This window comes from Priestia sp. JSM ZJ58, assembly GCF_044383985.1.
Taxonomy (GTDB): Bacteria; Bacillota; Bacilli; order Bacillales; family Bacillaceae_H; genus Priestia; species Priestia zanthoxyli.
Window position 1 is genome coordinate 1,286,652 of record NZ_JBISEM010000001.1, and the last position, 14,039, is coordinate 1,300,690.

Here is a 14,039-nt window from a genome sequence, read left to right on the forward strand (position 1 = left end):
TCAGGAATCAAGTTCGTTCGAATTTTTCTTCAATTAAATAAACTACTTATATACAAGCCTCTTTTTTTACGTAAAGTATTGAACAACTGTGCCCTTATCTCTCTCTACGTTAACACTCGCATACGCGCCGTTAATAAGCGTGAGCTGAGGAGGGAGGTGGCCGCAGTCGATGTCATAGACAACGGGAATATGTAAGTCGGAGGCAAGATCATGATACACATCTTCAGCAGTGTAGAAATCAACGGGCTCATTAGCGCTGCTTCTACCGAATAAAATGCCCGAGCAGTTATCAAACCAGCCCGCTAGCTTAAGCTGAAGAAGCGAACGGCGAAGGTCTACAGTCGTCAGTTCACAGTTGTCAAAATACCAAATGACCGGTTCTGAAGGAATATGTTTTTCTCGAAAAGCTTTGACGTCTCCAAAAGAAGTGCCGGCTAAGTGTCTGATTACGTCTATACATCCCCCGAGCAGGCGCCCTTCGATATGAACGTCGCTTGACTCTGTATGTTTCCAAGCCGTTTGTTCCGTTAAATGAAACACGCATGGTGACGGGTTATCGTGCTGCCATTCTGTTTGATAGGAATCAGAAGAAACTTGAGCTACGCTTTCGCCTTCTTTGGTCGTCAGCACCTGTTGCCACATCGCAGTCGTTGGATCCCAGTATTCTCCGCGTAAATCCACAAAGTTGGTTCCATGAGCCGTTGCAATCCCGGTATTAAGTGTAATAGCCAGCAAAAGAACGCTGGTGTCAGAATAGCCAAGCACCCATTTTGTTTTCCATTTTGTAAAGTCAAGATGTTCAAGTATTTCAATGAGCAGCTCGCCTCCCCAAGGCGGAATAATGATATCAACGTTTTCATCAGCAATCATGCCTTGAAGCTCGTTTGCACGTTTTTTAGGAGAAGCAGATTTTGCTTTATGCTGCGTCCAAACGGTTTCACCCGGTATAACAGAAAAGCCTTTTTCTTTCATTCGTTCACACGATAAAGAAAACATGGAATGAAGAGCTTGAGGTACACCAGAAGAAGGTGCGGTTACGCCGATAGTTGGGTTGGATGTCAGAAAAGGATAGGTAATCATAGCGGCCTCCTTCAAAGGTTTTAGCTTATTTTACCAGCGAGAGAAATACTGAACAAGCTTATTTTTAATTTAATGTAGGAAGATTGATAGGTTTTGTAAAAAGAATCCGTATTAATAGATGTAAAAGCAAGCGGAAAGGAGCAATGTCATGGAAGATGACTGGATTGTTGTGTGTATAACACGGAAAAAAGAAAAAGGATTAGAGCTGTTAATCGATCAGTACGGAGGGTTAATTACGGCCATTGTACGTAAGCATCTAGGCACGCTGAAAGGTTATGAAGAAGAGTGTGTAAACGACGTATTGTTAGCGGTGTGGCATCATATTCACCGCTTTGATTCGGAGAAAAATACGTTTAAAAACTGGGTTGCGGCTGTTGCGAAGTATAAAGCCATTGACTATCAGCGCAAATACATAAAAACGCAGCACGAAGCGCTTGGTGAAGCGGAGTTTGGTGAAACACCAGGAGTTCATAACGTTCAAAGGGACGACTTGGAAGAACTTTTAGGTCACTTAAGTGAAGGAGACCGCGAGCTGTTTAAAGCGTATTACTTACAAGAAGTCGAGCTGAAGCAAATTGCGAAAAAACAAGAGACCACCATCAGCAATTTATATAACCGGCTGTCGCGCGGACGAAAAAAGTTAAAAGCGATTTTTAAATAAGAAATAAGGAGGGGCAGATATGAAAAATCAATATGACTTATTAAACGGATCTTCTGTAGACTTTGATGAATATGAAGAAATCGACCTAACGGCAAGCGAGAAAAAACGAATGAAAAAGCGCTTAAAACGTGAAATAAAGCCCGCGCGGAAAAAAGCGCGTCCGCTGATTGCCGCTGCGGTGCTGTTGCTTGCTGTAACACCTGTGATGATGAAAAACGAAACGGTATGGGCATCGGCTATGCGAATTAGTCAGCAGCTTGGTCAGCAAATTGAGCTGCTTATGAACAAGCCTGAAGGCAGTTTGAGCAGCTATAAAAAAGCGGTAAATGAAACGGCAACGGACCAAGGCATTCAAGTAAAAGTAAATGAAATGATGCTTGATGACGGACAGGTGCTGCTTGGGTTAACCATTAGCGCAGATGAATTTAGAAGAACGGCACTAGGTCTTAACCGAAACACCCCAATTCGACCGGGAGAGCTGCGCGTGAAAATTGGTAATATGTCGTTTTTTGATTCTGCTTCAAGTATTAGAGAGGAACCAATCAAAAACAAAGACGGAAGCTGGGACTATCTGTACGCTTTAAAACTAACGCAAGCGGACACGAACGGAGACGGGAAAATCGATGTGGAAGGCTACAGCGTGCTAGATCATATTGATCCAAACAAAAACTATCAAATCAGCGCGCAGTTCACAAGCCTCGAATTTGAAAAGAATCCTGGTCAGACGAAAAGCGGGAACTACCGGGATTCGTACGGAGAAATTAAAGGGAATTGGACCGTACACACCAGCGTAAACGGCTCAAAAATTATTGCTGATACTAAAGTGTATCCGTTAAACAAGGAAATTCCGATTAGCGAAAAGGGAATAGAAGGCGTATTGTCTATTAAAGAAGTTCGCGTATCGCCTGTTTCGATTAAAATGCACTATACGTTTACATCATCAAACGGAAGCATCCGAGGCGGAACGGATGTTGGTGTAGACATAAAAGATCAAAATGGAAGAAATCTTTCTGAAAGCGGCAGTGGAGGAGGAACAGACACAGTGATAGAGATGGACGGAGAGTACCGAAATGATAAGGACGTCACTATGCTTCGATTTATTCCGTATGTAAGTGAACACGAAAAAGACTGGTCAAAAGACTTAACTTCAGACGCCTTTAATTTGAAGGTAAATGACAACTAACACAAATAAAAACCAGAGGCCTGCTTAGCGGGCATCTGGTTTTTTATTAAATATCCATTTTATTTAACAAGCGAAGAAACGTCTGTAATTCTTCATCCGTAAAATGGCTAAGCTTTTCACCGTATTCTTTGGTGAGCACTTTTTCCATTTCTTCTGCAAACGCTTTTCCTTTACCCGTAATCGATAAGTAGACAACGCGGCGGTCTTTTTGACTGCGTACGCGCGTGACAAATTCTCTTTCCATGAGACGGTCGCTGACGCACGTCATGCTGCTGTTTGAGATATGCATATGCTCGGCAATCTCAGAAACGATATGATTGCCTTCTTTATACAGCAGGCGAAGCGCTAAAAATTCATTTAAAGGAATATATGATTTTAAAGTGGGGATAACCGACAGCTGCATTTTTTTCGTTTGGTTTCGCATCGTGGAAACCACATTTTGGATAAGTTGATCTCGTGTATTCATAGAGGTTGTATGCTCCTTTTTCCGTTCAAACAATTCTTTTTCTTTTCTATTGTACCATATTGTACATAAAGAGAAGCGGCAGGTTTTTTAGAGGGAAAAAGAGAAGTAGTAGGTATCTGTTGCGATAGAAAGGGGCTTGAGTGATGGGAAAGGTAATTGAATTTAAAACGACGCTGCTTCCTTTTGATGGAGCAAAAAAGCTTGTGAACGCAAATAATTCGGAAAGTGACTTACTATACAAAGAATATTATGACCTTGGAGACGGCAAGCAGCTGTGCACACTTGTGTTTGAACGCTATTTTTTCCGCACCGGCGGCAGAGGATCACTAACCATTATTCTAGAAAATGTGTCGGGTCCAAACAAAGTTAAGTGTATTCCTTCAGGAAGCGCAGAAGGAGTATTAAATATTGACTGGGGAGCAAGCAAAGATTTTGTACGATGGGTCGAAAACGCACTGTCTGCTTATACCCTAGAAGAACCGCAGAGATAAAGGTAAAGCTGGAGAAGGCAATACGCTTCTTCAGCTTTTTTGTGAAGGAAATGACGATTAGAGAAATGAAAAGATGTAAAAGCTACTGTAGAAATAAGAACTTTATGTGGACAATAAGCAATTTTTCTCTTTTTACCGGATAAATGAGTATAATATGAAATTGCAGGAAGACTTCACATTTACATAACAAAGGAGAACAACATAATGAAAAAACTCAGCATCGTATTATTTGTTTTAATGATAGCTATAGTAGGCTGTTCAAAGGCAAATGATTCACGTTCAAAAGAAGTAAAAGGAACGATTGAAGTACCGGAATCCATTCAAGCAAACGAACAAGTCAAGCTTAAAGTCCTTGTGACGCAAGGAGATAAAAAAGTAGAAAACGCAGATGACGTACAGTTCCAAGTTGAAAAAGAAGGCTACATCAATCAAGAAATGACAAAAGCACCGCACGAAGGAAAAGGTGTATACAGTACGGACTATACGTTTAAAGAAGACGGCGAATATATGATTACCGCTCACGTGACGGTAGATGATGACATGAAAATGTTTACGAAAAAAGTAGAGGTAGGCAAGTCTAAAGAGTAGTACCTTATATAGCCATTTAAAAAGAGAATGCCTTGTGCATTCTCTTTTTTTAATAAGTTCCTTTTTCAACGTCTTTTACCGTTGACACAAAATGGTTTAATTTTTTAATCATTTCGTTTCTTCCTAGACAGTAAACCAAACGTTAGGAAACCTATGTTAAAATTAGGATAATAACAGTAATCTTATTCAACTAACGGGACAGTCAAATTGAACAAACCCTTTTTTCTAAAAAAGAATATTCTCTTTCCTTAGGGAATTAACAATTGGGGATGAAAAGAATGAACCATTTTCTGAATCAAATTGCCAAGGACTTAACTAATACGAACGTAGAAAGGTATTGGCCAAATTTTGAACTTGTTGCCTATGCATTGTACGACCAAAACAGTGTATTCCTGTTCAATCATCCTAGGTATAATGACATTCCTCCTAAATCATATGAAATTTTAAAACGGGACGAGCAGTTTGTGGGAAATACGCTTATTCTATTTGATGGCTATCCTACGGCTATTGCTGATATGGAACTGTACGATGACTATGAAGGATTTTTTTCGATATTGGTTCACGAATTATTCCACGGAAATCAATATGTAAAAGGGGAAAAACGCTTTCCTGATGAAACGCTGGGAATAACCTATCCCTTAACAAAAGAGAATGTAGAAATTCGAAATCGCGAAAGGAAAAGTCTTTATAATGCATTGTTAGAAACTGATATCAGTAAAAAGAAGCAGTATTTGAACGAATTTATCAGCCTAAGGGAAAAAAGGACAGAAGGAATAAAAGAGCATTTAACATATGAAAACTTAATTGAATCTGTTGAAGGACCTGCCTGGTATGTTGAAATAAAGGCTTTTTCAGAAAAATCCCCGCTTGCTAATGATTTGATTTTAAAAAAATATGGGGAAAATCTAATAGACGTAGTTGAATCCACTTCCAATATAAGGCGGAGCTGTTATAGTTCAGGCTTATTTATGTGTTTGCTGCTGGATGAATTGTCACCTGATTGGAAGGAAAGTTTTTTTGATATTAATGTAACACTATTTGATTTAATTAAACGTCTTAATATTGTCCCTCGAAAACAGGCAATTGAAGATGTTCAAATAAGCCATGAAACAGAAGAAGCAGTAAATTTTGCTGTTGAATCAAGGAAGAAAGAACTTGATGAATTCGAAGCACAGATAGGAACCCATCTTTTCATTGAAGGAGAAATCATTGCTTTATCCTTTGATCCGATGAATATTGTTCCTTTGGAAGGCAGGTTATTACATAAAAATTATATAAAAGTAAGGATAATTAACCAAGAATACCTTATTCAACAACCATCCCTTGCCTATTGTGCGGTTGGATTGAAAAATATAAATAAATTACTTATCGTATTACAGGATAAACCATTGGAAACGGGTGATTCACTTTTTATCACTGGTATTGGAGAAATAAAGGGTCAGTATGAAATACAAAAAGATACGATCAATTTGGTTGTTAAATAGATTGTAAGGACGCAGTTTATAAGAAGCGGGGTCCCTTATATAATAAAGAAAACTCGCAAATTTCTACTGCGAGTTTTCTTTTGAGCCTCTATAACATAGCAATAATATTTATGAAAACAGCCTTTTTTAAGAAGGTCGCCTTAATCTACGTAGTTCGACAGCTCAATCAAATTGTAATCAGGATCTCTAATATAAACAGAAACAATAGGCCCTACAGCACCTGTACGTCTGACCGGTCCTTCTTCAATTTCTACATTATGTTTTTGTAAATGATGGATTATGCTTTCGATCTTTTCTTCTGTAATAAAACATAAATCAGCGGAACCCGGAAGAGGGTGATTTGCTTTAGGCTCAAATTCATGCCCTGTTTGATGTAGGTTTATTTTTTGATCACCAAAACGAAGCGCTACTCTTCCTTCTCCGAACGTCTCTTTCTGCATACGTAAAATAACCGTATAAAAGTGAATGGTTCTTTCAACGTCTTTTACTGTTAACACAAAATGGTCTAGTTTTTTAATCATTTCGTTTCCTCCTAACAAGGTACACTTTTTTCTTCTGACGGTAGGGTAAGTACTGGGTGAGATCTGAGAGGTTTTTCTATAAATAAGTATATCATTTGTAAAGTGGAGAATAGCCAGAGATGTAAAGTGGAGAATAGCCAGAGACAGCTTTATGTTCATTTCCAGTTCAAATGAGCGTTTTATAAATAGCTTATTTTCTAAAATGCTGCGGTTTTTACATCACACATTAAAAAATATGGAATTTTATGTTAATATTAAGTAGAGAGTAGCATTTATTTTAGTAACTTATTCCGGAAAGTTTGTTGATTAGATGTGTTGAAAATTTAAATACATATATGAATGGAGATGCTCGTATGCCTATGGGGATACTTTCTTTAATCACTTTTGTTATCTGGTTTGTAGCCATTCAAGAGTTTTTAAAACCTGAAAAGAATCAGAGTAACCGAAAAATAATGATGTTAACATCCGCAGGCTCCTTGCTGACGTTAGCTCTGACCATTTCACTTTTTCAAACACTATAAAAATACCTTGAAAAGCGGTTTTTCGTCTGCTACAAGAAGCGTAATGCATGCGGCCCTGAGTTCTTCCGTGGTTGTATTGGATGATTTGGTTTTCGGAAAATGATGAGGAAGGGGAGAGTAGAGATTGTGAAGAGGAACTACACATTACTGTTTTATTTTCTGTTTGTATTGTCAATGATAGGCGGCCTAGCGTTAAGAGATACGTTTTCCTATTCAATGATGGTTGGAGGCGGAATAGGGCTCACCTTTCTTTTTTGCTCCGCTTATTCTGCAGAAAAAAAGAAAAAGAAGCATGTGAACTGATGGTTCGCATGCTTCTTTTTTTATGTTTTTTTGTACGACTATCTTATTTATAAATGGTGGACGGAATTTTAAACGTATGAATGCCGTTAGAATACGGGCCGTACTCATACTCACCAAATATAATGGCAATGCCGCTACTTGTATAGTAAAACTGATCGTCTTTTAAATTTACAGACGTAAATTCATTAACCCAGAACTGAGCACCTTTTTTATTACGCGCAATCATTTCATTCCGGATATAGTTATTAACCTTGTTTAACTTAGTGTTGGTGTTAATAATATCTTTTAAGCTAATTTGTCGAGCTTTTAACAAATCGTAATTGTAAGTATCAATCCAAGCGTTGCCGTGAACGCCGCCAGCGTACGCATCATTCGTAACAGCAACACTTAAAATATTATCTTGATTGTAAGGTACAGAGTATGTCATATTACGAGAATAAGGACCTGGCGCCCAGCCGTTTTTGCGGTCTTCCTTCTCTTGTTCTTTTAGCTCGTTATGTTCTTTTTGTGCTTCTTTCGCAATATTTAAGAACTTTCGATTATAGCTAGCTTCAAATGGTTTATTGATAAGACCAGATACCTGAGGGTAATTAATGTTGCTTGCTAAAGATTTCTTCGTAACTGTTACCCCTAAGGCTTGAATTTTGTCACTAGGGGCTTTTTCATACTTAATACTTGATGACTTTTGAGCATAGGTACCCTTTGATACCCCATACAGACCACCAAATTTGCTAGATTCAGAATAAACGCGGAATACTTGCCCTTTTGTCACTTTTCTAGCCGCTACTAACTTGTTGTTTTTTATGTTGTAAAGATTCGTGTTCTTTAAAACGGTAACGCGTCCTATTTGCCCTTTAACCAGTTCCTGATTCCCCCACACGACTTTTGCTTCTGCAACTGTTTGCGGAGCAAGCGGTGAAAATAACAAAGCAAAACCTAAAACAACTGCGCTAACCCTTTTGAACCTTTTCATAAAAGCCCCCTAAAGTGATTTTTGTAGGTTTTAAAACTAATACATACTTTATTTTCCAAAAAAGCTCATTCACTAGTATAGCACAACTTTACATTTTTTTACTTTTATTAATTCCTTTTTACGTAATTATTTTTTGACTTACTTTTATTAGAAAAAATAGACCAGCACTTACCACTTTATGCCTTCAGTAAAAAGAAGAAAAAAGTCAGTTATTTACCCTGGACTAAAAAAGTTTCCTGTGGTAAACTTTCGGTATTATTATAAGTGAAAACTAAAATTTTTAAATAATTGATGCAGACAGGTTCACTTTTCTGCTTAAGCAGAATAGCCTATTACAAATCAACGAGTATATTTTTTTACCTTAAAAGTTGGTCTAACGAAAAAAATATAACCTTGTATAAAAAACAAGAAGGGGTGAAAAATAGATGGCTAGTGTAAAAAAATCTCCGCTGTCTACATTTACGACAGGTGAAACGGTGCAGCTAGAGCGAATTGAAATCGAAGGTGCCTTAAAGCGCCGCTTGTTAGATTTAGGGTTTATTCCAGGAGCCATCATCAAAGTGCTTCAAAAAAGCCCGTTAGGAGATCCTGTTGCTTATCAAGTCAGTCATACAACGATTGGTCTCAGAAAAGAAGAAAGCTCAAAAATTTATGTGAAAAAAGTAGGTGACGACGTTGAGTGAGTATCGCATTGCATTAGCAGGAAATCCGAACACGGGAAAAAGTACGTTATTTAACGGGTTAACCGGTCTTAAGCAGCACACGGGAAACTGGACGGGAAAAACTGTAGCCAAAGCAGAAGGGACGTTTGAACATCACGAGCAGCTCTACACAATCGTCGATCTGCCTGGAACGTATTCACTTTATTCAAATTCGGCAGACGAAGAAGTAGCGCGCGATTATATTTTATTTGAAAGACCTGACGTGACGGTTGTTGTGGTGGATGCAACGGCGATGGAACGAAATCTTAATCTAGCCCTGCAGGTAATGGAAATGACGGAAAACGTCGTGATTTGTGTGAACTTAATGGATGAAGCAAAGAAAAAAGGAATTGTGATTAACGAAAAAAAGCTCGCTGAATCGTTAGGGGTACCGGTTGTGCCTATATCAGCACGTAATAAAAAAGGCATTACGAATTTGCTGGATGCGATTGAAGGAGTCGTGCGCGGGGAAGTAAAGCTTACTCCTTACCAGGTGCAGTATACAAAAGAAATTGAAGCGTCACTAAAGGAGCTAGAACCTCAAGTTGCTTCTATTGTGGGAAATCAATTTCCTCTCCGCTGGATTGCTTTACGGGTTCTTGATGGAGACACGTCGTTTTTAGAAACGATTCAGCAGCATCAGCAGCAAGATATCAGCCACACAGAAAGGAGGAACAGCGCATATGGGAAATCCGTTAACTCCTGAAAACTCATTAGCGATGGAACAGCTAACGCGCTATGCGCAACAGGCAAAAGAAAAAGATCATCGTTCAAATATGGTGGCAAGCATTTATCAGTCGTCACAGCAAATATGTAAAAAAGCCGTTGTGTACCAAGACCGCTCAAAGCTTCAGCGCACGGAGAAATTGGATAAAGTCTTCACTTCGCCAATCTGGGGATTTCCGATTATGCTTGGTATTTTATCGATCATCTTTTATATCACTATAGCAGGGGCAAACGTTCCTTCTGGATTAATTGCAGAAGGGTTCGGCTGGGCGGAAGGATATTTAACAGCTTTCTTTCAAGCGATGCATGCACCAGAATGGCTACACGGAATTCTTGTATTAGGACTGTTTCGCGGTACGGGTTGGGTCATTAGCGTCATGCTGCCTCCGATGGCTATCTTTTTTCCGGTGTTTGCGCTTTTAGAAAACTACGGCTATTTGCCTCGCGTGGCGTTTAATATGGATCGTTTGTTCAAACGAGCGGGCGCACACGGCAAGCAGTCCCTGACGATGGCGATGGGGTTTGGATGTAACGCCGCAGCGATTATGTCAACGCGTATTATTGAATCGCCGCGTGAACGTATGATGGCGATTTTAACAAATAACTTTGTTCCATGTAACGGCAGATGGCCTACGCTGATTTTGTTAGCTTCTTTATTTATGGCAACAGGCTTTACAAGGAGTGCTAAAACTTTCGTAACGGCGCTTGTGGTAGTGGGAACCGTGTTATTTGGAATTGTTGTGACGCTGTTTGTATCATGGGCACTGTCTAAAACGGCACTGCGCGGAGTACCAACACACTATACGCTCGAGCTTCCGCCTTACCGTAAGCCAAAATTTGTAGATACAATTGTACGCGCAACGCTGGATAAATCGCTTTTTGTGTTAAAACGCGCGATTATTGTTGCAGCACCCGCAGCGGTGTTAACGTGGGTATTGGCTAATATCTATATTGGCGATACGAGTATTTTAATGCACTTCGTTCAGTTTCTTGATCCGTTTGCCAAGACGCTAGGGCTAGACGGGTATATACTAGCTGCTTTTATTATTGGCTTGCCGGCTAATGAAATTGTTGTACCAGTTTTACTAATGGCGTATTTATCAACAGGATCATTAATTGAAATTGAAGATGCAACAAGACTCAAACAAATTTTCCTTGATCACCACTGGACGTGGCTAACGGCTCTTAATATGATGCTGTTTTCGCTTCTGCATTTTCCGTGCGGAACAACGCTTGTGAATATTTATAAAGAAACTAAAAATGCAAAGTGGACGTTTCTTGCTTTTGCGATTCCAACAGTGATTGCGATTGGCGTTACGTTTACGGTTGCTCAAGTGGTAAAAGCGTTTAACCTTATTTAGATATGAAATAAAAGTGCAGGGCTCTTGAGAGAGTCCTGCACTTTTTTATAAGTCGCTGATTCAATAGATTTTTAGTCTTAGTGAGATTAATTGATATTTTTTAGGATAAATGGTAATTTGTATGATGTGTGTTTCTTTTATGATACGCACACATTTAACTTCTGGGGGAGAACAACTATGGCAAAAAACAAGGTGGCAGAAACCATCTGCTGGCTGGCAATCCTTGCTCTCCTTATTCTCAGTATCGGGAATGTCGTTTATAAAGGTACAAAACAAACGCTGTTATTTACGAGAGATGAGCTGAAGTCTGGAGAAGTAAGCAAAAGCTGGGAATTCTTTCGAAAAGAGCAGCAGCTCTCACAGCATAAAGCAAAAATAGAGGATTTTCGTTTAACGCTAGATAGGGATCAAAACATATCTTCTATGCGGTTTACAGTGATAGACCCTTCTGATTATAACTCCTATACGATGCTACATTACAGCTCATGTTTTTCATGTGAAGATCAAGGAGAGGACTGGTTGACGGTTACAAGTGACAAAGTTGATGGAAAGCCTGCTCAATATGACCGATTAATGACCGCAGATGAGTTTTTTTCGAAGGTAGAAATCCTTAACAACCAACACTTCTTTACAACTAGTCGCTATGCGTACACGCACCTTCATTCTTCCGGTGAGTACGAGAATACGAGTTATGACGGCCCTTACTTTGTTTTAGAGGGAACGGAGTTAAAACAACTACAAATCTCTCATTCTTCGAACAAAGATTATCATGATTACGGCAGCATACAAGTGATTGGCAGCAACAGTTCAGGTGGCTATCAGACAAGCGAGGGTACTACGAAAAGTGTCATCATTAGGTAAAAAGAAACTGCAGGTTGAGCCAAGAGAGATTAGTAGAAAAACTCACCGATAAAATGCTGAAAGGAGGCTGACCGTGAGGGTATTTTTTAATAAAATAGATTCAAAAAAAACGAGTAGGTATCAAACAAAATTATATTTCGGTTTCACCATCGTCATCATACTGAATGTCATTAACAGCTGGTTTCTGGACTGGTTTTGGCTTTATGTGACGACAAGCAGCGCTCTTATGATATTAGTGATCCTGCTGCTAACAACACCTAAACGTGATTCAAAGGAAGAGTGGAAGCAGCTAGAAATAGAGAGGGACGAAGCGTTTGAAAACAAAGTCAATCTGATGCTTATGAATGGCCGAAGCGACGTTCAGGCTATAAAATACATACGAAAAGAAAAAAATCTTGGCTTGCTTCATGCGAAGCAGTATCTTGACCGTATTAAAGAATCCAAGGAATAATAAAAACGACTTCTGGCAAGCAGAGGTCGTTTTTTAATAGGCAGTTTACTTTTTCTCGCCAACCGTCACTTTTTTCGTAAACATTTTCATGTCGCCTTTTATCGTAACGTGAGCAGTAATCGTATATTCACCGTCTGTTTTAAACGTGTAGTCAGTGCTGTATGTGCCATTACCCTGATGTTTGGCAGGGATCATTTTCTGGTTAATATAGCCTTCTTTTTCAACTTGAATTTGTACAGCGTCTGCATTTTTTATCTTTTTGTCTCCTTGTGTAACGAGCACGTTAATAGATGTTTGTTCATTTGCTTTAATGGTTTGAGGGACTTCAATTGTTCCTTTTACTTCCTGTGATTTTTGCTCGTTTCCTTTTGAACAGCCGACTACGGCAATGACTAAAATGAGCAGCAGCATACTAAGCTTTTTCATAAATATCTCCTTTTTATCTTACTTTCTACTAGTAAATAAATTTCTCCATAAAACTTTATCACTTAAGTTATAAAATAAAATCATCCCAATGAGTGATTTTTTATGAGTGTGACGGCAAGAAAATTGAACATTTTGTTACAAAAAATAGGTTACTATCGCAACGCGGCTTTACAGCATTGTGTCTTGACCTTAGGATTAAACATAATAAGCTAGGAAAGGGAGAGAAGGATATGCTTACACTTTATGATGAACTGTACGGAAATTTTGAAGCAGAAGGCGTTCTTTTAGAACTGATTCAAAGTGACCCCGTACAGCGTTTAAAAGGAATTTACCAAGGCGGAGCGAGCCGGTTTGTAAATGAAAAATGGAATACTACTCGATATGATCATTCCGTTGGTGCGATGATGCTTGTACATAGGCTAGGAGGCTCTTTGGAAGAGCAAATAGCGGCTTTATTACATGACGTTTCACATACGGCATTTTCTCATGTGATTGACTATGTTTTGGAACAAAAAGAAGAAAATTATCATGAAATGATTTACGAACAAATTGTGACCGGGTCGTCTATTCCTTCTATTTTAACGAGCGCCGGTTTAAACTGGCGAGATATATATCTTACTTGATGAAAGCCAGTGGACGCTGCTTGAACAGAACGCTCCGCGCTTATGCGCTGACCGCGTGGATTATACGCTGACCGCGTGGATTATACGCTGCGGGATTTGTACGTATGCGGCGAGATTACTTTACAAGAAGTGCATGCGTTTTTGGATCAGCTTGTCGGATTTAATGGACAAATGGCGTGCAGTAATTTATCAGCGGCAGAGTGGTTTGTGGATGCTTACTACAAAGAAGTCATTGGCTTTTTTATGAATCCGCTTAATATGTTTGGAAACTATCAGCTGACGGAAATTATCAAGCTTGCTTTGCAGAAAGATATAGTGTCTATGGAAGATTTTTTAAAGCAGGATGACGATGTGGTTCGGTTGCTGAAAAACGCTGGAGATAGCAGCATTGAAGGGATGCTATCTGCTCTTTTTAACAGCAAAGTAGAAACAGGAACGGCGTCTTGTTATGATGTTTACCAAACGACAAAAATGCGCTGGGTTGATCCTCTTGTTATTGGTTCAGATGGGGCGGCTCCTGTATCTCAGTTATCACTTACCGCTAAAAGAGTAATAGAGCAAGCGAAACAAAGGATAGAAAAAGGAGTATATATCAACGTTCAGGCTCCGTTATAAAATG

Annotated in this window: 16 protein-coding genes and 1 pseudogene; 12 read left to right on the forward strand and 5 right to left on the reverse strand. The window is 39.2% G+C overall.

Annotated elements, in window-relative coordinates:
- Nucleotides 1-66: 66 nt before the first annotated feature.
- Nucleotides 67-1,080 carry a S66 family peptidase gene (locus ACH6EI_RS06640; protein WP_099331210.1) on the reverse strand — a complete coding sequence of 338 codons (1,014 nt, stop codon included), beginning with the start codon at nt 1,078-1,080 and terminating at the stop codon, nt 67-69.
- A 148-nt stretch (nt 1,081-1,228) separates the two neighbouring features.
- Between ACH6EI_RS06640 and ACH6EI_RS06645 the strand changes: the two genes are divergently transcribed.
- Nucleotides 1,229-1,741 carry a sigma-70 family RNA polymerase sigma factor gene (locus tag ACH6EI_RS06645; protein ID WP_108674811.1) on the forward strand — a complete coding sequence of 171 codons (513 nt, stop codon included), beginning with the start codon at nt 1,229-1,231 and terminating at the stop codon, nt 1,739-1,741.
- A 19-nt stretch (nt 1,742-1,760) separates the two neighbouring features.
- Entirely contained in the window at nt 1,761-2,924 is a 1,164-nt protein-coding gene (locus ACH6EI_RS06650) for a DUF4179 domain-containing protein (RefSeq protein WP_108674810.1), read from the forward strand.
- A gap of 46 nt (nt 2,925-2,970) precedes the next feature.
- Here ACH6EI_RS06650 and ACH6EI_RS06655 read toward each other — a convergent pair whose 3' ends face one another.
- On the reverse strand, nt 2,971-3,390 hold the full coding sequence (locus tag ACH6EI_RS06655; protein ID WP_108674809.1) for a MarR family winged helix-turn-helix transcriptional regulator: 420 nt from the start codon (nt 3,388-3,390) through the stop codon (nt 2,971-2,973).
- Nucleotides 3,391-3,533: 143 nt separating this feature from the next.
- Between ACH6EI_RS06655 and ACH6EI_RS06660 the strand changes: the two genes are divergently transcribed.
- From ACH6EI_RS06660 to ACH6EI_RS06670, 3 genes are all read left to right on the forward strand, one after another.
- Complete coding sequence (locus tag ACH6EI_RS06660; RefSeq protein ID WP_028414741.1) at nt 3,534-3,881, forward strand: DUF6054 family protein; 348 nt, start codon at nt 3,534-3,536, stop codon at nt 3,879-3,881.
- Between the two features lie 204 nt (nt 3,882-4,085).
- Nucleotides 4,086-4,469 carry a FixH family protein gene (locus ACH6EI_RS06665; protein ID WP_108674808.1) on the forward strand — a complete coding sequence of 128 codons (384 nt, stop codon included), beginning with the start codon at nt 4,086-4,088 and terminating at the stop codon, nt 4,467-4,469.
- Nucleotides 4,470-4,747: 278 nt separating this feature from the next.
- Nucleotides 4,748-5,953 carry a hypothetical protein gene (locus ACH6EI_RS06670; protein WP_028414739.1) on the forward strand — a complete coding sequence of 402 codons (1,206 nt, stop codon included), beginning with the start codon at nt 4,748-4,750 and terminating at the stop codon, nt 5,951-5,953.
- A 140-nt stretch (nt 5,954-6,093) separates the two neighbouring features.
- On the opposite strand, the gene ACH6EI_RS06675 is transcribed toward ACH6EI_RS06670, so the two are convergent.
- Nucleotides 6,094-6,474: a VOC family protein gene (locus ACH6EI_RS06675; protein WP_028414738.1), complete on the reverse strand. Its 381-nt coding sequence runs from the start codon at nt 6,472-6,474 to the stop codon at nt 6,094-6,096.
- A 353-nt stretch (nt 6,475-6,827) separates the two neighbouring features.
- Between ACH6EI_RS06675 and ACH6EI_RS06680 the strand changes: the two genes are divergently transcribed.
- Nucleotides 6,828-6,995 (forward strand): hypothetical protein, encoded by a 168-nt coding sequence (locus ACH6EI_RS06680; protein WP_165573574.1) that lies wholly within the window; start codon nt 6,828-6,830, stop codon nt 6,993-6,995.
- Nucleotides 6,996-7,341: 346 nt separating this feature from the next.
- On the opposite strand, the gene ACH6EI_RS06685 is transcribed toward ACH6EI_RS06680, so the two are convergent.
- On the reverse strand, nt 7,342-8,271 hold the full coding sequence (locus ACH6EI_RS06685; protein ID WP_108674806.1) for a DUF3298 and DUF4163 domain-containing protein: 930 nt from the start codon (nt 8,269-8,271) through the stop codon (nt 7,342-7,344).
- Between the two features lie 425 nt (nt 8,272-8,696).
- Between ACH6EI_RS06685 and ACH6EI_RS06690 the strand changes: the two genes are divergently transcribed.
- From ACH6EI_RS06690 to ACH6EI_RS06710, 5 genes are all read left to right on the forward strand, one after another.
- On the forward strand, nt 8,697-8,954 hold the full coding sequence (locus tag ACH6EI_RS06690) for a FeoA family protein (RefSeq protein ID WP_397377002.1): 258 nt from the start codon (nt 8,697-8,699) through the stop codon (nt 8,952-8,954).
- Entirely contained in the window at nt 8,947-9,678 is a 732-nt protein-coding gene (locus ACH6EI_RS06695; protein WP_034267073.1) for a FeoB small GTPase domain-containing protein, read from the forward strand. The genes ACH6EI_RS06690 and ACH6EI_RS06695 overlap by 8 nt, the downstream gene beginning before the upstream one ends.
- A 13-nt stretch (nt 9,679-9,691) precedes the next feature.
- A complete protein-coding gene (locus ACH6EI_RS06700; RefSeq protein ID WP_165573979.1) occupies nt 9,692-11,059 on the forward strand; it encodes a ferrous iron transporter B in 1,368 nt (455 codons plus the stop codon).
- A 177-nt stretch (nt 11,060-11,236) separates the two neighbouring features.
- Complete coding sequence (locus ACH6EI_RS06705; RefSeq protein WP_108674803.1) at nt 11,237-11,920, forward strand: hypothetical protein; 684 nt, start codon at nt 11,237-11,239, stop codon at nt 11,918-11,920.
- Between the two features lie 73 nt (nt 11,921-11,993).
- On the forward strand, nt 11,994-12,371 hold the full coding sequence (locus ACH6EI_RS06710) for a hypothetical protein (protein WP_108674802.1): 378 nt from the start codon (nt 11,994-11,996) through the stop codon (nt 12,369-12,371).
- A gap of 45 nt (nt 12,372-12,416) precedes the next feature.
- Here ACH6EI_RS06710 and ACH6EI_RS06715 read toward each other — a convergent pair whose 3' ends face one another.
- Nucleotides 12,417-12,797, reverse strand: coding sequence for a FixH family protein (locus ACH6EI_RS06715; protein WP_028414730.1), 381 nt, complete (start codon nt 12,795-12,797; stop codon nt 12,417-12,419).
- 230 nt (nt 12,798-13,027) lie between these two features.
- Here ACH6EI_RS06715 and ACH6EI_RS06720 point away from each other — a divergent pair.
- Nucleotides 13,028-14,035, forward strand: a pseudogene (locus ACH6EI_RS06720) (HD domain-containing protein).
- Nucleotides 14,036-14,039 lie beyond the last annotated feature (4 nt).